The organism is Marinitoga sp. 38H-ov, from assembly GCF_011057715.1.
In the GTDB taxonomy this organism is placed as follows: Bacteria; Thermotogota; Thermotogae; order Petrotogales; family Petrotogaceae; genus Marinitoga.
This window is the reverse complement of sequence record NZ_LNGH01000016.1, coordinates 42,389-62,612: the sequence shown is the minus strand read 5'-3', so window position 1 is coordinate 62,612 and position 20,224 is coordinate 42,389. Positions and strand designations below refer to the sequence as shown.

Annotated in this window: 23 protein-coding genes; 22 read left to right on the top strand and 1 reads right to left on the bottom strand. The window is 25.7% G+C overall.

The annotated features are described in order from the left end of the window. The first annotated feature begins 1 nt into the window (after position 1). The 22 genes from fusA to AS160_RS05570 all read left to right on the top strand — a co-directional run bounded on the left by fusA (position 2) and on the right by AS160_RS05570 (position 18,538). A complete protein-coding gene (gene fusA, locus AS160_RS05675; RefSeq protein ID WP_165146185.1) occupies positions 2-2,080 on the top strand; it encodes an elongation factor G in 2,079 nt (692 codons plus the stop codon). 102 nt (positions 2,081-2,182) lie between these two features. Next, positions 2,183-2,710 (top strand): cob(I)yrinic acid a,c-diamide adenosyltransferase, encoded by a 528-nt coding sequence (locus tag AS160_RS05670; RefSeq protein ID WP_165146182.1) that lies wholly within the window; start codon positions 2,183-2,185, stop codon positions 2,708-2,710. Between the two features lie 3 nt (positions 2,711-2,713). Then, complete coding sequence (locus AS160_RS05665; RefSeq protein ID WP_165146179.1) at positions 2,714-2,995, top strand: DUF503 family protein; 282 nt, start codon at positions 2,714-2,716, stop codon at positions 2,993-2,995. Beyond that, positions 2,982-3,569 (top strand): bis(5'-nucleosyl)-tetraphosphatase (symmetrical) YqeK, encoded by a 588-nt coding sequence (gene yqeK / locus AS160_RS05660; RefSeq protein ID WP_165146176.1) that lies wholly within the window; start codon positions 2,982-2,984, stop codon positions 3,567-3,569. Before AS160_RS05665 ends, yqeK begins: the two co-directional genes overlap by 14 nt. A 19-nt stretch (positions 3,570-3,588) precedes the next feature. Next, entirely contained in the window at positions 3,589-4,308 is a 720-nt protein-coding gene (locus AS160_RS05655) for a hypothetical protein (protein WP_165146173.1), read from the top strand. A gap of 4 nt (positions 4,309-4,312) precedes the next feature. Then, entirely contained in the window at positions 4,313-5,488 is a 1,176-nt protein-coding gene (locus tag AS160_RS05650; RefSeq protein WP_165146170.1) for an LCP family protein, read from the top strand. Continuing rightward, on the top strand, positions 5,485-6,555 hold the full coding sequence (locus tag AS160_RS05645) for an FtsX-like permease family protein (RefSeq protein WP_165146167.1): 1,071 nt from the start codon (positions 5,485-5,487) through the stop codon (positions 6,553-6,555). The genes AS160_RS05650 and AS160_RS05645 overlap by 4 nt, the downstream gene beginning before the upstream one ends. Beyond that, the gene (locus tag AS160_RS05640) at positions 6,548-7,168 is read left to right on the top strand and encodes an ATP-binding cassette domain-containing protein (RefSeq protein WP_165146164.1); all 621 of its coding nucleotides are present in this window, start codon (positions 6,548-6,550) and stop codon (positions 7,166-7,168) included. Before AS160_RS05645 ends, AS160_RS05640 begins: the two co-directional genes overlap by 8 nt. Continuing rightward, a complete protein-coding gene (gene ndk / locus AS160_RS05635) occupies positions 7,168-7,611 on the top strand; it encodes a nucleoside-diphosphate kinase (protein WP_165146161.1) in 444 nt (147 codons plus the stop codon). The genes AS160_RS05640 and ndk overlap by 1 nt, the downstream gene beginning before the upstream one ends. Continuing rightward, positions 7,608-8,768, top strand: a complete 1,161-nt coding sequence (locus AS160_RS05630; protein ID WP_165146158.1) for a class I SAM-dependent rRNA methyltransferase — start codon at positions 7,608-7,610, stop codon at positions 8,766-8,768. The genes ndk and AS160_RS05630 overlap by 4 nt, the downstream gene beginning before the upstream one ends. Then, positions 8,768-9,406: a hypothetical protein gene (locus tag AS160_RS05625; protein ID WP_165146155.1), complete on the top strand. Its 639-nt coding sequence runs from the start codon at positions 8,768-8,770 to the stop codon at positions 9,404-9,406. Before AS160_RS05630 ends, AS160_RS05625 begins: the two co-directional genes overlap by 1 nt. Positions 9,407-9,410: 4 nt before the next feature. Further along, positions 9,411-10,523 carry a glucose-1-phosphate adenylyltransferase subunit GlgD gene (gene glgD / locus AS160_RS05620; RefSeq protein ID WP_165146152.1) on the top strand — a complete coding sequence of 371 codons (1,113 nt, stop codon included), beginning with the start codon at positions 9,411-9,413 and terminating at the stop codon, positions 10,521-10,523. 13 nt (positions 10,524-10,536) lie between these two features. Continuing rightward, positions 10,537-11,781: a glucose-1-phosphate adenylyltransferase gene (locus tag AS160_RS05615; RefSeq protein ID WP_165146149.1), complete on the top strand. Its 1,245-nt coding sequence runs from the start codon at positions 10,537-10,539 to the stop codon at positions 11,779-11,781. Between the two features lie 12 nt (positions 11,782-11,793). Continuing rightward, positions 11,794-12,822: a DUF4899 domain-containing protein gene (locus AS160_RS05610; RefSeq protein WP_165146146.1), complete on the top strand. Its 1,029-nt coding sequence runs from the start codon at positions 11,794-11,796 to the stop codon at positions 12,820-12,822. Beyond that, a complete protein-coding gene (locus AS160_RS05605) occupies positions 12,822-13,085 on the top strand; it encodes a hypothetical protein (RefSeq protein ID WP_165146143.1) in 264 nt (87 codons plus the stop codon). The genes AS160_RS05610 and AS160_RS05605 overlap by 1 nt, the downstream gene beginning before the upstream one ends. Position 13,086: 1 nt before the next feature. After that, on the top strand, positions 13,087-13,971 hold the full coding sequence (locus AS160_RS05600) for a radical SAM protein (RefSeq protein ID WP_165146140.1): 885 nt from the start codon (positions 13,087-13,089) through the stop codon (positions 13,969-13,971). 13 nt (positions 13,972-13,984) lie between these two features. After that, on the top strand, positions 13,985-15,313 hold the full coding sequence (gene rsxC, locus AS160_RS05595; RefSeq protein ID WP_165146137.1) for an electron transport complex subunit RsxC: 1,329 nt from the start codon (positions 13,985-13,987) through the stop codon (positions 15,311-15,313). Beyond that, entirely contained in the window at positions 15,310-16,290 is a 981-nt protein-coding gene (locus AS160_RS05590) for an RnfABCDGE type electron transport complex subunit D (protein ID WP_165146134.1), read from the top strand. Before rsxC ends, AS160_RS05590 begins: the two co-directional genes overlap by 4 nt. Further along, entirely contained in the window at positions 16,290-16,988 is a 699-nt protein-coding gene (locus AS160_RS05585; protein WP_165146131.1) for an RnfABCDGE type electron transport complex subunit G, read from the top strand. Before AS160_RS05590 ends, AS160_RS05585 begins: the two co-directional genes overlap by 1 nt. Continuing rightward, positions 16,988-17,605: an electron transport complex subunit E gene (locus AS160_RS05580; RefSeq protein WP_165146128.1), complete on the top strand. Its 618-nt coding sequence runs from the start codon at positions 16,988-16,990 to the stop codon at positions 17,603-17,605. Before AS160_RS05585 ends, AS160_RS05580 begins: the two co-directional genes overlap by 1 nt. Further along, positions 17,602-18,177, top strand: a complete 576-nt coding sequence (gene rsxA, locus AS160_RS05575) for an electron transport complex subunit RsxA (protein ID WP_165146125.1) — start codon at positions 17,602-17,604, stop codon at positions 18,175-18,177. Before AS160_RS05580 ends, rsxA begins: the two co-directional genes overlap by 4 nt. A gap of 13 nt (positions 18,178-18,190) precedes the next feature. Continuing rightward, positions 18,191-18,538, top strand: coding sequence for a (Fe-S)-binding protein (locus AS160_RS05570; RefSeq protein ID WP_165146122.1), 348 nt, complete (start codon positions 18,191-18,193; stop codon positions 18,536-18,538). A gap of 8 nt (positions 18,539-18,546) precedes the next feature. Here AS160_RS05570 and AS160_RS05565 read toward each other — a convergent pair whose 3' ends face one another. After that, the gene (locus AS160_RS05565) at positions 18,547-20,184 is read right to left on the bottom strand and encodes a hypothetical protein (protein ID WP_165146119.1); all 1,638 of its coding nucleotides are present in this window, start codon (positions 20,182-20,184) and stop codon (positions 18,547-18,549) included. Between the last annotated feature and the right edge of the window lie 40 nt (positions 20,185-20,224).

The following is a 20,224-nucleotide window of genomic DNA, read 5'->3' as shown; positions in this document are numbered from 1 at the left end:
TATGGCAAACGTAGACAAAAAAAGGATAGTGGGGCTATTTGGCCATCATGGATGTGGGAAAACCACATTAATGGATGCTATATTAAATAATTATTGTGGAGCAGATAGAATTGGTCAAAGATATTTGGATTCAGAGGAGATTGAAAAAGAAAAGGGTGCATCATTTTCTAATCATGTGGTAGCAGTTGACTATAAAGATACAAAATTTTATTTCTTTGATACACCTGGAATGGCTGATTTTTTAGGGGATATAGATGTTGCTGTTAATGCGGTAGATAATGTAGTATTAGTAATTAATGCATCTGCAGGTATTGAAGTAACTACAGAAAGAATATGGAAAATAGCAAGAGAAAATAAAAAACCAATATTTATATTTATTACTCAAATGGACAAAGAAGGAGTAAACTTTGGTGAATTAGTTTCTACTATTAAAGAAACATTTGAAGATGGAGTAAAAGTAGTTCCATTACAAGTTCCAATTGGTGAAGGACCTGATTTTAAAGGTATTGTAAATTTAATAACTCATGAGTCTTTTGAATATGACAAAGATAAAAGTGGTAAAGATAAAAAATTAGATATTGTTCCTGAAGAAGCAAAGGAATATTATGAATCATATCATCAAGAATTAATTGAAGATATTGTAGAAACAAATGAAGAAATGATGGAAAAATATCTTGAGCAAGGCGAAGAAGCGTTAAATCCAGAAAATGTATTTAATGCATTACATCAAGCATTTGAAGATGATGAAATTGTTCCTATTTTAGTAGGATCTGCTGAAATGAATATAGGTATGGACAGATTTCTAGAAGCTATAAGATTAGTAGGAATGCATCCAGATGAAAGAAAGTTTGTAGGAGAACTCGATGGAAAAGAATATGTTATTGAACCTAAAGAAGAAGAACCATTTGTAGGATTAGTTGTAAAAAATGCTGTTGATCCTTTTGTGGGTAAATTAACATTTATTAGAGTTTTAGCCGGTAAAATAAAACCTGGAGACTCATTTGTTGAAGTTCAAGAAGATTCTAATGAAAAAGTTGCACATATTTATATTCCAAGATATAATGATAGAGAAGAAGTTTCTGAAGCGGGAGTTGGGGATATTATAGTTGTACCTAAGTTGAAAAAAAGTAAAATAAATGATACAGTTGCTCATTCATCTAGATTAATAAAAGTAAAATACCCTGAATTCCCTGAACCAATGATTTCAAAATCAGTAAAAACATCATCTAAAAATGAAATAGATAAAGTAAACAATGCATTGTCAAAATTACAAGAATCAGATCCAACATTCTCATGGGAATTTGATCCTGAAACTGGAGAAACAATAATTTCTGGATTAGGAACTACACATTTAGAAATAATGGTTGAAAGATTAAAGAAAACATTTAAGGTAAATGTAGAAGTTGGAAAACCTAAAATTGCATATAGAGAAACAATTAGAAGAAAGGTAACTGCAGAGTATAAACATAAGAAACAAACAGGTGGTCATGGACAATATGGTCATGTTAAGATAGAAATAGAACCATTACCTCGTGGAGAAGGTTATGAATTTGTTGATAAAATAGTTGGTGGTGTAATTCCAAAGAACTTTATTCCATCAGTTGATAAAGGAATTAGAGAAGCTATGAAAAAGGGTGTAGTTGCTGAATATCCTGTTGTAGATATTAAAGTCACTTTATTTGATGGTTCTTATCACGATGTTGATTCATCTGATATAGCTTTCCAAATTGCAGCTAGACAAGCATTTAAAGATGGTATGAATAATGCTAATCCTGTAATTTTAGAACCTGTTATGAAGGTTGAAGTTTATACACCAACAGAATATACCGGAGATGTAATGGGTGAGATTTCTGCTAAAAGAGGAAGACCAATGGGAATGCAATCTGTAGGTAGAGGTATGGATAAAATTGAAGCTGAAATTCCTCTTGCAGAAATGTTAGATTTCTCCCCTAGATTAAGTTCTATTACAAGCGGTAAAGGATATTTCACAATGAAATTCTCAACTTATCAAGAAGTTACACCTGATATTCAACAAAAAATAATTCAAGAAAGAGAAAGAGAAAAAGCTGAACAAGAATAATTTCTGGTTGCCTTTTGGCAACCATTTTTTTTTAGTACTTAAAAATTCACATTTTAAATGGTATAATATTTTTGTACAATAAAAATAGTAAGGAGGAGTATAATGTCAATAAGTACAGGTGGTGGAGATAAAGGTAATACAAGTTTATGGTCAGGTGAAAGAGTATCTAAAGATGATATAAGAGTAGAAGCATACGGAACAATTGATGAATTAAATTCTTTTTTAGGTGAAGCAAAACATTTTGTGAAATCATATGAAGTAAAAAATATAATAAATGAAGTGCAAAATGATTTATTTAAAGTAGCAGGTGAATTGGCATCAAAAGATAAAATATATGTAAAACCTATTGAAACATCTGATGTAGAAAGACTTACAAAGTATGTGAAATATTTTGAAAATAAAATGAATTTAACAGGTTTTGTTATAGCTGGTAATACAATAGAATCAGCAAAATTAGATGTATGTAGAACTATTGCTAGGAGAGCAGAAAGAAGAATAGTTACACTCTCAAAAACAGATAATATATCAGAGCATTTGTTAAAATATGTAAATAGATTATCAGATTTATTATTTATTATGGCTAGATATGAAGAATATTTAATTGATAAAATAGAGTACAAACAATGGTGATTTATGAAAGTGTTATTAGCAACATTTCAAGTAGAATTAATTAATATTAAATCTTTGAAAGAAAAAAGGAGTATAGTAAAAAAAGTTTCAAACGAATTCAGAAAAAAATTTAATATTGCCATTATTGAAAGTGGATTTAATGATAATAAGAAAATATTTCAATTTACTTTATCAACATTATCAAATGATGTAGATTACTTACTATCTTTTTATGAAAAAATGGAAGATATAATTGAATATAAATTTGGATTAAGAGTGATAAATTCTGATTATGAAATATTATGAGGTGATTTTTCTGGAGGAAATACTTTTTTATTTAAAAAAAATAGTAAAAAGATTAAATACAGAACATAGAATAAAACATATTATGGGTGTAGCCTATACAGCAAAAATATTAGCAGAAAAGTATAATGAAAATGAAATAAAAGCAGAAATTGCTGCATTAGGGCATGATTTATTTAGAGATGTAAAACCTTATAAGTTTTTAAAAATTGCTAAAGTTTATGGAATTGATATTTCATATGTGGAAGAAAAAAATCCTATATTATTACATGGTAAAATAGCTGCCGAATATTTAAAAAGAGAGTATGAAATTCCAAATGATATTTATGAAGCAATATACTATCATACAAGTGGATATAAATATTTTAATAATATTGGAAAAATACTTTTTATTTCAGATTCTATAGAACCTACAAGAAATTATGATAATGTAGAATATTTTAGAAATATTGCTAATATAGATTTAGATTTAGCATATAAGGAAATATTAAAAAATAAAATTATTTTTGCTTTAAATAAAGAACATTACTTATTAAAAGAAACAATAGATGCATGGAATTATAATATAAACAAATAATAATTTGGAGGTGTATTAAGTGGCAAGAATACAAGTTGGAGGTAGCAAAAGATCTTCAGGAAAATGGATATGGATATTAATATTGATGATTATAATAGTTATTGCTGGAGGAATATTTTATTTTTATAATAATCTAAAAAATACAACAGAAATGAAAGCTGATGCTATAAGTTATTTAATAACATATGAAACTAAAAATAATACTGAATTATATTTTGTTAGAGTTAAAAATCAATCAAGAAAAGTCTTTATAGTAAAAAGTCAAGATAATATTTTTTATTCAGAAAAAGGATTACAAATTAATTCGTTAAATCCAGAGGAAGCGTTAACCAATTTTGAACAAATTTTTGATATTAATCCATCAACTATAAAATATTATTTTGTATTAAAAGAAGAGAGTATTCCAGCGTTTATGAGTATAATTAAAGGCAATGGAAATAATATAGATAATTTATTTAATTATTTAAAAGTTAGAAAATCAGGAATATTAGATATATTGACAGCTAATAAAATTGTAAACGAAGTAAGAAAATATGGAAATACAAATTTATCATTTAATGGATCATTTTCATTTCTACAAGCATTCTCAAATTATTCTATTACAAGTTATGATAAATTAGAAATAAAAACATTACTTTCAAACCCAGTAACTGTTAAATTACCTGATTTAAAAAAACAATTTGAAAGAAATTATATTGATAAAACATCTTTAGAAACGTTAAAAACCATATTGGAGTGATCCAATGAAATTTTTGATGTATTTTTTTGGTATTTTATTTTCTATATTAATAATAATATCAATGATTTATCCATTTGTTAATATATATACTAAAATGGAAAAGATAGAAGATCCATATTATTTTTTAGTATTAGGTATGGATACAACCGATGTAGATAAAAAAGTTTCTAGAACAGATTCTATATTATTAGTAAGTGTAAGTGAGAAAAAAAATAAAGTATTAGTATTACCTATTCCAAGGGATTTATTAATAAATGTTGATAATGAAACAATAAGAATAAATGCAATATATGTTAAATATGGCATAGAAAAATTAAAAGAAATTATACATAACATAGTAAAAGTAAAAATATCAGATTATTTAATTTTTGATTATGGTCTTTTTAAAGAAATTGGAGATATATATTCTCCGGTAAAGATTTATGTTCCTAATGATATGTATTATGAAGATTTTCATCAGAATTTACATATAGACTTTAAACAAGGATATAATTATCTGAATGGTGAAGAATTATTGTATTATGCAAGATTTAGGCATGATGCATTAGGAGATTTAGGAAGAATTCAAAGACAAAAAGATGTTTTATTTGCTTTAATGAATTCTGCAAAAAATGCAGGTTTTTCAAAAATATTATATTCTATTCAAAAAGTGTTAGATAATACAGTTAATTCTTTTAATTATAATAAATTATTTTCTTTGTTTTTAGTTGCAAAAAATGCCAATATAAGTTTTTTATCTTTACCAATAGAAGTTGTTGGAGATTATGTAAAAGTTGACAGTAAGAAAATAAAATATATGAACGATTATTTAATTAATTTTGAAGAACCAAAAAATCAGGAGAAAATTTGGATTACATTTATTAATAATATGGAGAATTTTAATTTAAGTTTTTATACAGTAACACGTAATAGGTGGAAAAATTCTTCTGGATATTTAATAGAAATTGTTGATATATTACCAAATATCGAAAGTATAAAACATAATAAATCATATGTTATTATTAAAAATAAGAGTTATGAGAAAATAATTTTTGATGAGTTAAAGAAAAGATATAGTAATATAGCTTTTGAATTTATAGAAGATAAAGATATTTACTTTTCTATTATAAAATTTTTAAGTGAAAATTACTATAATACATTAAATTCAGATGCAATTATTTTAGTGGGGAGTAATGCATGAAAGAAATTTTGTTATTAGTAAAAGGTTTTTTTAAAAAAAATAAAAAACATTTTTTATTCCCTTTTCTTTCAATACTTATTGGCGTATGGGGAATGATAGTTGTTATTTCTGTTATTAAAGGATTTGATAAAGTTTTAATAGATTCAATTACTTCATTTTATCCCCATGTGATAATTTATGATAAATATAATGAAAAGATTGAAGGCGAAAAATATAAAATATATTACTCTATTTATCAAGGTTTTTTTAATAAAAATAATAAACGAATAGGAGTATCTTATTGGGAAATAAATGATTTAGAGTATTATAATGATTTAATAATAAAAGGAGACACTAAAGAAGCTATAATAGGTAATGTTATGGCAGAAAATTTTAACATTAATCCAGGAGATACAATAAATGTATTTTATACAGATGACACGAATGGTATTAAACTGAAAAATATAAAAGTTTCTGGTATTTTTCATTCAGGAATATACATTATAGATTCATCATTTATAGTTAACAAATCAAATGAAAATTTGTATTATACAGGTATATATTTAAAAAATCCAAAAGATGCAAAAAAAGTAAAAGAAAAATATTTAAAAAATATAATATCATCCACCTGGGAAGAGCAAAATGAAAATTTTGCTAAAGCTGTTGAAATAGATTCTTATTTTGCTATGATAATTACGTTTTTTGTGGTATTAATGAGTGGATTTAGTATTTCGAATTCGGTTATGTATTCAATTTTTGTAAGAAAAAAAGAAATAGGTATATTATATTCTATGGGTATGAAAAAAATAAAAATATCTATGGTTTTTATATTAGAAAGTTTATTAATATCTATTTTAGGATTTTTAATCGGTTATTTGCTTGCATATATTACTATTTTGATTTTAAAGTTAATAGATTTAAAACTCCCATCTGTGATTTTCTACATTGACACTATTCCTTTTTATATTTCGTTTAATGATATTATTTTAAGTTTTATTTTTATTATTTCATTGTCTTTTGTTTTTTCATTTTTTTCATCAAGGAAACTTTTGTCTTTTGATCCTATTGAGGTGTTACATAATGAATAATTTAATAGATATGGAAAATATTTATTTTTCATATGATAAAAAAAATAATGTTTTAAAAAATATTTCTTTAAGTATTGAATATAATAAGTATTATGGAATATATGGACACTCTGGTAGTGGAAAAAGTACGTTATTATTTATAATGGGAAAATTATTAAAACCGGATTCAGGAAAGATAAATTATAATATTGATAAGACAAAAATAGGATTTGTATTTCAATTTTTTAATCTAATAAATGAATTAACAATACTAGATAATGCTAAACTTGCTCAATATATTAGAAAAAAAAGGTATAATTATAATGAAATAAGAGATATTTCGGAGATATTGGGAATAGAGAATTTATTAAATAAATATCCATATGAATTATCTGGTGGTGAAAAACAAAGAGCCAGTATTTTAAGGGCTGTAGTTGGCGATGTTAAATTAATTTTAGCAGATGAACCTACTGGTAGTTTGGATATGAATAATAAGCTTATAGTATTTAATTTATTTAAAAAGATAGTATCCTTAAAAAAAACAGTGGTGGTAGTTTCGCATGAGAATGAATTAATAAATTATTGCGATAAAAAAATATTTTTAGAAGATGGAATTTTAAAGGGGGAATTATAATGGAAAGAGAATTTTTATTTTTAAAACCAAACACAGTTAGGAGAGGATTGGTTGGCGAAGTAATAAGTAGATTAGAAAGAAGAGGAATAAAAATAGTTGCTATGAAAATGATTTCTCCAACTAAAGAACAAGCAGAAGAATTGTATAAAGAACATAAAGGTAAACCATTTTATGATGATTTAATGAATTTTATTTTATCTGGACCTATTATAGTAATGGTTTTAGAAGGTCCGAGAGTTATAGAAATGGTAAGGCATATTATAGGTAATACAGATCCATTAAAAGCATCACCTGGAAGTATTAGAGGTGAATTTGGAATGAGTATTACTAAAAATATTGTTCATGCATCAGATTCGCCTGAAAATGCTGAAAGAGAATTAAAAATATTCTTTAAAGATGAAGAGATAATAAATTATAGATTGGATGTGCAAGACGACTTATGATTATAGTGAAATTAAAAAAAGGAAAAGAAAAAAAGATAAAAAATGGATATTTGTGGATTTTTAAAGATGAAATATCTGAAATAACAGGTGAAAAAAAAGATGGTGAAATATGTAATGTTTTTTCATCAGATTTTGAATTTATAGGAAAGGGAATATTTTCAAAATCATCTAATATAGCAGTTAAGATATTATCGTTAAAAGATGAAGAAATAAATGAAGTATTTTTTTATAATAAATTTTTAAAGGCATTAAAAATAAGAAAAAATTTTGGTAATTCATATAGATTTTTTCATGCGGAAGCAGATGGAATACCAGGATTGATTATTGATAAATATGAGAAATATATAGTAATACAATTTAGAAACAAAGGTGTTGAGAATAAAAAAAATGAAATTATTAGTGCATTGATAAAAGTATTTAGAGATGATATAAAAGGAATATATGAAAGAAGCGATTTTGAAACTTCATCTGAAGAAGATTTAGAGAGAAATACAGGAGTTTTATTTGGAGAAGAACCACCAGATAGATTTATTATAGAAGAAGAGGGTATTAAATACATAGTTGATATAAAAAATGGTCAAAAAACTGGGTTTTTCTTTGATCAAAGGAAAAACAGAGTTTACATTAGGCAATTTTCTAAAGATGCTATAGGATTAGATGCATATTCATATACTGGTGGATTTGCATTGAATATGGCTAAATATGGAGCAAAAAAAGTGATAGCTGTTGATAAGGATGAATATGCACTTGAATTGCTTAAAGAAAATGCAAAGTTAAATGGAGTAGAAATAGAAACGGTATTTGACGATGTTGAAACGTTTTTAAATAATACAAATTATACATTTAATTTAATGATGTTGGATCCTCCATCATTAATAAAAAAGAAGACTGAGAGATTTAAAGGAGTACAGATTTTTAAAAGGATTTCAGAATTAGGTATAAAAAGATTAGACAATTACGGAATATTAAGTTTATGTAGCTGTGCATATCAAGCAGATATATCATTGTTAATAGAATCGCTTAGGAGAAGTGTAGAAAATGAAGGAATTATGTTGCAAAGTTTGGATATTATAACACAATCAAATGATCATCCTTGGATACTTCAAATACCAGAAAGTTTATATTTAAAATGTTTCTGGATTAGGGTGATTAAATAGTGCCAAGCATATTAGCACATATAATTTATTCTATGAAAGATAATTATAAATTATGGGGACCAGAATTATATTTGGGAGCACAAGGACCAGATATATTTTTTTATGTAAATAATAATAAATATAGAGAAATTGGGAATAAATTGCACGAATTAAGCATATCTGATTATAAAGAATTAATGAAAAATTTTCCAGAAGGATATTATAATGGATTTATATCCCATATGGAATTAGATGAGAAATTACATCCAATAATAAATATATATTACTCGGAATCTAAATTGCATACGAAATTTGAATATAATTTTGATGAAATCCTATCTTTAAGATTTATAGGCAATCATTTTATAGAAAACAAATGGTGGAAAATACTTAAAGTAAATAATATAGAAAAGATATCAACGGAATTTAATAGAGTATTAAAAAATGAATTTAAAATAAATATTGATTTTAAATTTGCATATAAAAAAATGTTGAAAAATCTTAAGCTATTATTTCAATATCCGTATTTAAAGATTATTATATCAAAAAAATTAAAACTTTTTGGTATTGATTATTTATATCCTAAAATATTAGAAAATGATATAGATAAGTTAAAGCATTTAGAAGAGGAATTTGATAAAATTCTTGAGGGGGATTGATAAAATGAAAGTATTAGGATTAATTTTAGCTGGATCATCTAAAAGTGGAATAGGAAAATTAACTCAAAAAAGAGCAAGTGCTGCAGTACCTATTTTTGGAAAATATAGAGCAATTGATTTTACTTTAAGTAATTTTGTAAATTCAAAAATAAAAAAGGTAGGTGTTTTAACTCAATATTATCCAAGGAGCCTTATGGATCATTTAGGCAGTGGAAAGGAATGGGATTTAGATAGAAAAACAGGTGGTTTATTTATATTACAACCATATTTTAAAAGTAAGGATGAAATACCAGTTTATAAAGGTACAGCTGACGCAATATTTCAAAATATGACTTTATTAAGAAGAGGAGACGAAGATTTTGTTTTAATAGGATCAGGAGATCATATATATAATTTTGATTTTAACAAATTATATAGATATCATTTATCTCATGGTGCAGATATTACTATATTAACAAAAGAATTTGAAGATAAGGAACTTTTAAATACATTTGGTCAAGTAGTTGTAAATGAAGAGGGACGAATTCTGGAATTTTATGAAAAACCAAAGGAAATAAAATCTAATAGAATATCATTAGGGATTTATTTTATAAATAAATCTCTTTTAATGGAATTATTATATTCTACAGTTCCTAATGGAGGTACAGATATTGTTCATGATGTAATTATTCCAAACTTAGAAAAATTAAGGGTTTATGCATATGATTTTAAAGGTTATTGGTCAAATATAAAAAAATCTATAAAAACATATTATCAAACTAATATGGATATATTAAAATCTGAAATTAGAAGAGAACTGTTTTATAATAAAAAAATATATACAAAATTAAAAGATTATGCTCCACCTAAAATAAATATAAATGCTAAGGTAGAAAATGCTTTTATTGCTGATGGTGTAATAATTAATGGTTTTGTTAAGAATTCTATAATATCAAGAGGAGTAAAGATAAAAGCAGGAGCAGTTGTTGAAAATTCGATAATATTACAAGATACAATTATATCAGAAGGAACTGTTATTAGGAATGCAATTATAGATAAAGATTGTGAAATTAGAGAAGGAAGGAAAATAATTGGTGAAAATGAAATAATATTGATAGAAAAAGGATCGATTATATAAGGGGGGATTTTTAATGAATGTTGTAGCTTTGATTTTAGCTGGCGGACAAGGTACTAGATTAGGAGTTATAACTGAGTACTTAGCTAAACCAGCTGTTCCGTATGGAGGTAAATATAGAATAATTGATTTTGCTATAAGTAATTGTGTAAATTCAGGAATATACAATGTAGGTGTTTTAACACAGTATAGACCTCACGTATTGAATAAACATTTAGGAATAGGGAGACCATGGGATTTAGATATAAAAACAGGTGGATTAACAATTTTACCTCCATATGTAAGTAGTACAGATCAATCATGGTATATGGGAACGGCTGATGCAATATATCAAAATATAGAATACATAGATAATTATGATCCTGATTTTGTATTGATTTTATCTGGTGATCATATATATAAAATGGATTATAATGAGATGATAGATTTTCATATTGAAAAAAATGCAGATGCTACTATAGCTTGTATGGAGGTTCCAATAAATGAAGCACATAGATTTGGAATAATGGTAACAGATTCTTTTGGTAAAATTGTAGAATTCCAAGAAAAACCCAAGGAGCCGCGCGGTAATTTAGCTTCTCTAGGTATTTATGTGTATTCTTGGAATGTTTTGAAACAATTATTAATAGACGATGCAAATGATCCTAATTCAGAACATGATTTTGGTAAAAATATTATACCAAAAATGTTAGAAGAGAAAAATAATTTAGTTGCATATAATTATGAAGGTTACTGGAGAGATGTCGGTACATTAGAGTCGTATTGGGAATCAAATTTGGAGCTATTAGGGCCATTGCCATTATTAAATATCCATGATATTAATTGGAAAATATATACTCAATCAGAGGAATTACCTCCATCATTTGTATCAAATAATGCGAAACTTAGTAGTTCTTTAATTAGTGAAGGTTGCGAAATACATGGAGAGGTTCATAATTCGGTATTGTTTCAAGGAGTAATAGTAGAAGAAGGAGCAATTGTTAAAGATTCAGTTATTATGAATAAGTGTATTATTAAAAAAGGCGCATATATTGAAAAAGTTATTATTGCTGAAAATACTGAAATAGGAGAAAATGTAAAAATAGGAATAGGGGAATTTAAAGAAAGTCAATATAATAAGAAAATATATAATTCAGATTTAACGTTAATAGGTTTTAATTCAAAAATACCGTCAAACATAACAATAGGTAAAAATGTTGTGATAGGAAATTATGTAACAGAAATAAATGGTGATGTTCCTTCAGGAGGTTATGTAATATAAGGGGGCTTGGTTATGGATTTTTATGCTGTAAAATTTTTTGCTACATCTTCTTTAACAGCAGAAGTTATAATAGGGTATATGTTTGGTAAACAAAGGGGAAAACCAGAGTATAAAGTACTGTCAATACCTAAATCTAAATTACCCAAATATGAATTACCTGATATAAATTTATCATATATAGAGTATAAAGCAAATTTAGAAGAATTATATTATAATGCTATAAAAGATTCTACTGTTTTAGATCTTAATAAACAATTTTTAGCATATGTACAATCTACAATAAAAAGATATGGGCCAGAAATTGTTAACGCAAAAATGTTTTTAGGAGTAAGAGATTCAGACGTTGCTGTTATTAAAGCTATTTTGACAGAAATTTTTGAAGAATGGGAAGGAGAAATAAATTTAAGAATAGTTGCAGAAAAATTAACTTATCAAGATCTTGTATGGTTGATGACTCAACACAGAAGTTTTTCAGAGAAAGAAAAAGCATATTTAAGTAGAGTAGATGTTTTAAATTCTCCTGAAGTTTTACCTCTATCGGATCCTTTGAATGGTATGACGATAAATAATTTAGATGTTGGAGATCCCGTTTATTCTCTAATAATAGATCCAGTTGAACCTGCAAATATTAATAGATTAAAGGAGCAATATCCAGATAAATTTGACGAACAAGGAAAAAATATTATGCCAATTGAATCAAGTTTAATTGCGAAAGAATTAATTCAAAACACAGACTATTATTTTATTAAAGTTGATCTTGGTGGTGGGGTAATTGGAAAGGCTGTAATTTCAAAAAATTTAAAAATGATGGTCGATTCTAATAGAATAGAGGAGATGCACAGAAAAAGAGAAGAATATTTTAATCCACCGGAAGATAAAATAATAGGTGATGTTTTAAAAGAAAGTATAGATGGTTTAAAAAGAGAAGCTGGTTTACCTCAAAATAAAGTAAGGAGTAGTGATATATTAATTATTTTTGGATTATCAATAGGATTAATAATAGCAGCTATTTTTTTAGGTATATGGTTGGGAGTATTTTGATGAAAAATTTTTCATTAATTTTAATAATTTCTTTAATTATTATAGGGGTTGTATTTAATATATTTATGATAAATTATATATATAAAAATAGTATATATAGAGATATTAAATTGAAAAAAGAGTTAGAAAAAATAAATACTATTGAAAATGATTTTAAAGATAAAAGATATTCATCTAATATTATATATACTTCTTCTGATGCAACAATTATTAAAGTTATATTTAGTAATAATATAGAAGGAGTAATAATTCAGGAGGAATAGAATGAAAGTCAAACTATCTTATGCAACAGCTGTTTTATTAGGTTTTAAAAAGGGTAAGATTAATTTTGATATGCCTACAGCTTATTTGATGTTGGGAGAAAAATGTATATATAATTGTAGTTTTTGTGCTCAAGCAAAGGATGCAAATTCAGACAAAGATTTGTTGTCTAGAGTTAAATGGCCAGAATATAATATAGATGAATTTATAACTAAGATTAAAGATAAAAATCCATTTAAAAGATTATGCCTTCAAGTAGTTAATTCTAATAATTATTTTGAAGATTTAAAGGAATTTTTATATAAAACAAAAGATATACCTGTGTTAAAAGCAGTATCTTTAAGACCTAAAAATATGGAAGAAGTAAATGAGATATTCAAGTATAATATAGATGATTTAGGTATATCAATTGATGTTGCTAATAAAGAATTATTTGGTAGAATTAGGGGAGGGAGTTTTGACTCTCTCTTTAACATTTTAATTGAATCCTCAAAGAAATATCCGGGAAAAATAACAACTCATGTTATTGTTGGATTAGGGGAAACAGATGAAGATTTAATTAATTTAATGTTTGAAATGAAAAAATATAATATTTTAGTATCATTATTTGCTTTTACACCAGTTGCGGGTACTGAATTTGAAAAAAAAGATCCTCCATCTTTGGAAAGGTATAGAAAAATACAACTTGCTAGAGAAATTATAGAAAAATTTGATGTAAAAAAAGACGATTTTGAATTTAAAAATGGCATTTTAGTAAAATTACCAGATGTCGATATTTCTTATAATGAAGCAATAAAAACAAGTGGATGTAGTTTTTGCACAAGACCGTATTATAATGAGAAGCCAAATAAAACATTATATAATGTTCCACATAATAGGAAATATTGAAAGGAGGAAGGAAATGGCTCTATTATCTTTTAAGGGAGGAGTTCATCCACCTGAAAAAAAGGAATTGGCAGAACATAAAGAAATAAAGGTTTTGCCACTACCAGAAAAAGTGTATATTTACACTACAAATCATATAGGAGCTCCTGCGAAGATTTTAGTGGAACCAGGCCAAAAAGTAAAAACAGGTCAAAAAATTGGTGAAGCTAATGGTTTTATCTCTGCAAATATTCACTCTTCTGTAACTGGTGAAGTTGTGGAAATTATTAAAATGACAAATGCCGCATCTGGTTCAAAAAATGATGTAATAGTTATTCAAAGAACAGGTGATGATGAATGGGATTTTATTCCTAATCATGGAGATTATTCAAAAAAATCACCAAAAGAAATTATAGAAATAGTAAAAGAAGCAGGTATTGTGGGACTAGGTGGAGCGATGTTCCCATCTCATGTAAAAATGTCTATTCCAGAAGGGAAAAAAGCAGATTATTTAATTATTAATGCTGCAGAATGTGAACCATATATAACTATAGACCATAGGATGATGTTAGAAAAATCAAAAGAAATAGTTAAAGGTATAAAGATAATTATGCATGCAACAGGAGTAAACAAAGCGTATATTGGAATTGAAAGTAATAAACCTGATGCAATAGAAAAAATGAAAGAAGCTGTATCTGGAGAACCAATTGAAGTAAAAGTATTAAAAACAAAGTATCCTCAAGGTGCGGAAAAACAATTAATATATGCTATTACAAAAAAAGAAGTACCTTCAGGTGGATTGCCATTAGATGTTGGAGCAATAGTATTTAATGTTTCAACAATATATGCTATATATGAAGCTGTTGAAAAAGGGAAACCTTTAGTAGAAAGAGGCATTACACTAACCGGTGAAGGTGTAAAAAATCCTGGAAACTTTATATATAGAATAGGTACATTAGCAAAAGATTTGTTAGATTATGTTGGATTAGTCGAAGAGGAAAAAATAGATAGAATATTGTATGGTGGCCCTATGATGGGTATTCCACTTCCAAATATAGAACTTCCTACTTTTAAAGGGAATAATGCATTAACAGTTATGACTAAAGATGTTGCACCTGATAAAGAATTATTCCCATGTATTAGATGTTCAAAATGTGTTCAAGTATGTCCAATAAATTTAATGCCATACTTATTAAAAATGCAAGTTGAAAAAAGAGAGTATGATAAAGCTCTTGAATATGGGTTGATGGATTGTATTGAATGTGGATCATGTTCATATGCATGTCCAGCTGGTATTGAATTGGTTAAATCTTTTAAAACTGGAAAGAAAGTAGCTAGAGCTTTAAAAGGGAGGGCAAAAAAATGAAGTTGAATGTTGCAGCAGCACCACATTTAAGATCAAAAGATAGTGTAAGAGCTGTGATGGTAGATGTATTAATAGCCCTCATACCATCAGTAATTGTATCAACATGGGTTTTTGGATTAAGAGCGTTATGGATAATGTTATATACAATGATTTTAGCAGAAGTAATGGAATTATTTATAATGAAGGTTCTTAGAAAACAAAAAAACTTTAAACCAGATGGAAGTGCTTCAGTAACAGGTTTATTATTAGCAATGAATTTATCTTTAGCAGTAAATTGGTGGCAAATATTAATAGGAACATTTGCCGCAATTGTGTTAGGAAAACATGTTTATGGTGGTTTGGGTAAAAATGTATTTAACCCAGCATTAATTGGAAGGGTATTTATGTTAATATCTTTCCCAGTTGCAATGACAACTTGGTATAGACCATTTTATTATAAATTTGATACAATAACAACAGCAACACCTTTAGCAATATTAAAAGAAAAAGGTATTGATTCTTTATCAAATTGGTCTGATTACACAATTAGTCTAAAATCACTTTTTGTTGGTACAGTTCCAGGATCAATAGGGGAAGTTAGTGCTTTAGCATTGTTGATAGGTTTTATATATTTAGTAGTTCGTGGAAGAATAAAAATTTGGATACCAGTTACATATATTTCAACAGTATTTGTAATTGCTTCAATTTTTTATTTAGTTGATCCTACAAAATATGCATCTCCATTATTTCATTTATTAGCAGGAGGATTAATGCTAGGTGCATTGTTTATGGCTACTGATATGGTTACTAGCCCTATGACAGTTAAAGGTCAGATTATTTTTGGATTGGGATTAGGATTAATTACAATGGTTATAAGGCTTTTTGGAGGATATCCTGAAGGTGTTTCATTCTCTATTTTAATTATGAATGCATTAGTGCCATTAATTGATATTTATGCTAAACCACGCATTTTTGGAACAACAAGAGGTGGTAAATAATGAAAGAATATATAAAGACAGGACTTATATTAATGATATTTATTGTAATCTCTGGATTAATTGTTTCAATTGTATATGTTTCAGCAAAGCCAGCAATAGATAATGCTGAATTACAAGCAAAATTAAAGGCTATTAAAAAAGTGTTAGAAAATTCAAAAGGTGATGGATTATTAATAAGTAATATTCCAAACTCATCAAAAGAATTAGATGAAGCTATTTGGGATTCAAATGAAAGTGGAATATTATATTCAAATTCAAATTCAAAAGTATATTCTCCAGTATACAAATATATAAATGATAAAGGACAAGAAATATATATTTTAACAGTATCAAGTATAGGATTTGGAGGAGAAGTTATTTCTGTGGTATCTTTTGTAAAAGAGGATGAAATATACTTTAATAATTTGGAAGTAATTTCTTATTCACAAGAAACTCCAGGGTTAGGTGCAAATATCGCTCAAGAAAATATAAAGAAAAGATTTTTCCCAATTTCATATGAAGGATTGTTGAATGGGGTAAAAGTAAATAAAGATGCTGGGGTATTATTAAACACACCTCAACAAATAAAAGAAGGAAAAGAAAAAGGTATAATACAAACTAGTGATGTGATGACAGGTGCAACAATTACTCCAAGAGCAGTGGCTAATTCAATAAATGCAGGATTTGAATATCTCAAATCCAAAGGAGTGATTCAATAATGGCTAATATAAAAAATTTTAAAGCTGGATTATTTGAACAAAATCCTATTTTTATACAAGTTTTAGGTATGTGCCCTACACTAGCAACTACCACTAATGCAGAAAATGCATTAGGTATGGGATTAGCAACTTTATCTGTTTTAATTTTGTCAAATATAGTTGTATCTTTAATTAAAAAATGGGTTCCTAAAAATATTAGAATACCTATATATATTGTTGTTATAGCTTCTTTTGTTACAATGGTAGATATATTAATGCATGGATATGTATATGACTTATGGAAAACATTAGGATTATTTATTCCGTTAATAGTTGTTAACTGTATTATTTTAGGTCGTGCTGAATCATTTGCTTCAAAGAATACAGTATTAGATTCAATTTATGATGCGTTAGGTATGGGATTAGGATTTACTGGAGCTTTAGTATTATTGGGTTCTGTTAGGGAATTATTGGGAAATGGTACAATTTTTGGTCTTCCTATTTGGGGAGATGCTATGAAATTATATGTTATGATATTACCACCAGGAGCATTTTTGGTTTTAGGTATGTTATTGGCAATGTTTAATGCAATAGGAATACATAATAGAAATAAAGCAAAGGCTGGTGAAAACAAATGAAATTGTTTTTCATATTTCTCTCAGCAATATTAGTCAATAATTTTGTTTTGTCTAAATTTTTAGGTATATGTCCTTTTTTAGGGGTTTCTAAGAAAATAAGTTCAGCATCTGGAATGTCTATGGCAGTTATTTTTGTTATGGTTTTATCCAGTGTAATTACATGGTTTTTAAATCTTTTATTGGTTAAATTAGGGTTGGAATTTTTAACAACTATTGTTTTTATACTTGTTATTGCAACATTAGTTCAATTTATAGAGTTTTATATAAAAAAAGTTTCACCAAATTTATATGAAGCATTAGGAATTTATTTGCCTTTAATTACTACTAATTGTGCAATTTTAGGTCTAGCATTAATTAATGTAATTAATAAATATACATTAGTTGAAACTATAGTTAATGCTTTAGGGGCTGGTTTTGGTTTCGGAATGGCATTGATTATTTTCTCTGCTATTAGAGAAAGAATGGACTACTATGATATTCCTGAGCCATTTAAAGGAACTGCTATTGCTTTAATTACAGCAGGACTTTTATCAATGGCATTTATGGGATTCTCAGGTCTCATAAAAATATAAGGGAGGAGTAATAATGTCTATAATAATAAATGCGGTAATACTACTTGCAATTTTAGGTTTTTTAGCAGGAACATTTTTAGCATTTGCTGAAAAGAAATTTGAAGTAAAAGAAGATTTAAGAGTGATATTTGCAGAAAATTTATTACCAGGAATTAATTGTGGTGCATGTGGTTATCCTGGATGTCCGGGGTTTGCAAAAGGTTTTGTGAAAGGTGAAGTAAAAGCAGATGGATGTTTACCTGGAAAAAGACAAGGTGTTCCTGAAAAGTTAAATAATTTAGCAAAATTGTCTGATGATGAATTAAATAAAATTTGGGAAGAAATAGGTGAAGATATAGAAAAAATTAAGGAAAAATTTTAACAGGAGGATTATCCTCCTGTTTTTAATTTTGAAATTAATAAATTTCTAATTTTTTCATCATTATTTTGTATAATATAATCTAAAAGATTATTTAATAAATCAAATTTATGATCTTTAAGAATTTTTTTGATTTTTTCAACATTTTCAGAGGTAGGATTTTTTAGTGTTTCTATATATGAGAATAATAATTCATTTATATATATATTTGCTTTATTTAATGTATATTTTTTTTCTATTAATTCTAAAGTATAATTTTTAAATAGCTTTTTAAAATCATACTTATTTAGAAAATTTATTATACTAATAGGTATTCTAATTATAATTATATTATTTTTACTATCTTGATTTATATATATATTACCATTAAGATTATTTAAATATTTATATATTAAATCAATATTTAGATGATTGGATTTGTTTTTTAGTAATATTAAATATTCATTATATATATTATTTTCATCTATAATTTTTATTTCTAATTCTCCATCTATCACATAATATTTTAAAATAATATTTCCATGAGACTTGTTGGATAATATTAAAACTAAGATATCATATAATAATAAATAAATTAATTTTTTATTTCCAAAAATAATATTATTAATCAAGTTATTTTGCTTTTTAATGGTAATATTATATAAATTTTGTGATAAATAATATATTATTTCATTAAGTAATTCATCCAAGTTAAAAAAATCGTAGTTTTCTATATCATTTTCTAATTTCTGTTTGAAATCTAGTAATATTATATATTTATCTATTATATTAGAAAGTTCATTAATATTTTTATTTATTATTTCTTCTTTGTTTTTGTTAGGAAGGTAAATATAATTTGAAATATTTTGGAGCTTATTACTAATATCAATAATAAAATCATTTATTATATTATTATATCTTTCAATATTTTTATTAAATTCATTTTTTAAGTCTTCTGAAATAGATTCTAATTTTTTATTTTTATCAATTATTTTTGTAATATTTTCTTTTAATATATTTCCTTCTTGGGTATTTAATTTTATATTATCATCTCTTTTGTTTATAAATTCAATGATATTTAATATATCTAATTTCGAATAATAATAAATCCTATGAATAATTATGTATAATACTATGAATATTAATACTAAAATAGTCATAAAAAAATGTGAATATCGTTCATTAAAATTATTAGTATTTAAAATATAAAAATCAATGTTTTCATAATTAATTGACAGTTTATTATTTAAGTTATTTAAATTAATACTAACCGGGTAAGTTTTATTATTATAATATATAATAATATCTTTTCCAGTAAATAATTTAATATAATTTAAGTAATCTTCAATGGAATAACTAAATTCATATATATTATTATCAACTTCAATATTTTTTGTTATTAAACCATCTTTATTTTCTATGTCAGATATATTATTGCTTTTTTTTATAATAATATGAAATGGTTTAAAATTAAAATAATTATATTTAATATAATTATATACATTTTCTATTATCTTTTTATCAGTTTGTATAATAAAATTTCTAACATAATTTCTTTCAATATTTTGATTATATGTTTTTACTTCGCTGTATATAAAAATTATAAAAGTAAATAATGTGATTATAATAAATATATATAAAGAAAATAAAATAAATTTTAACTTTTTCATGATTAACCTCCTGAAAAATATATGAATATTATATCATAAA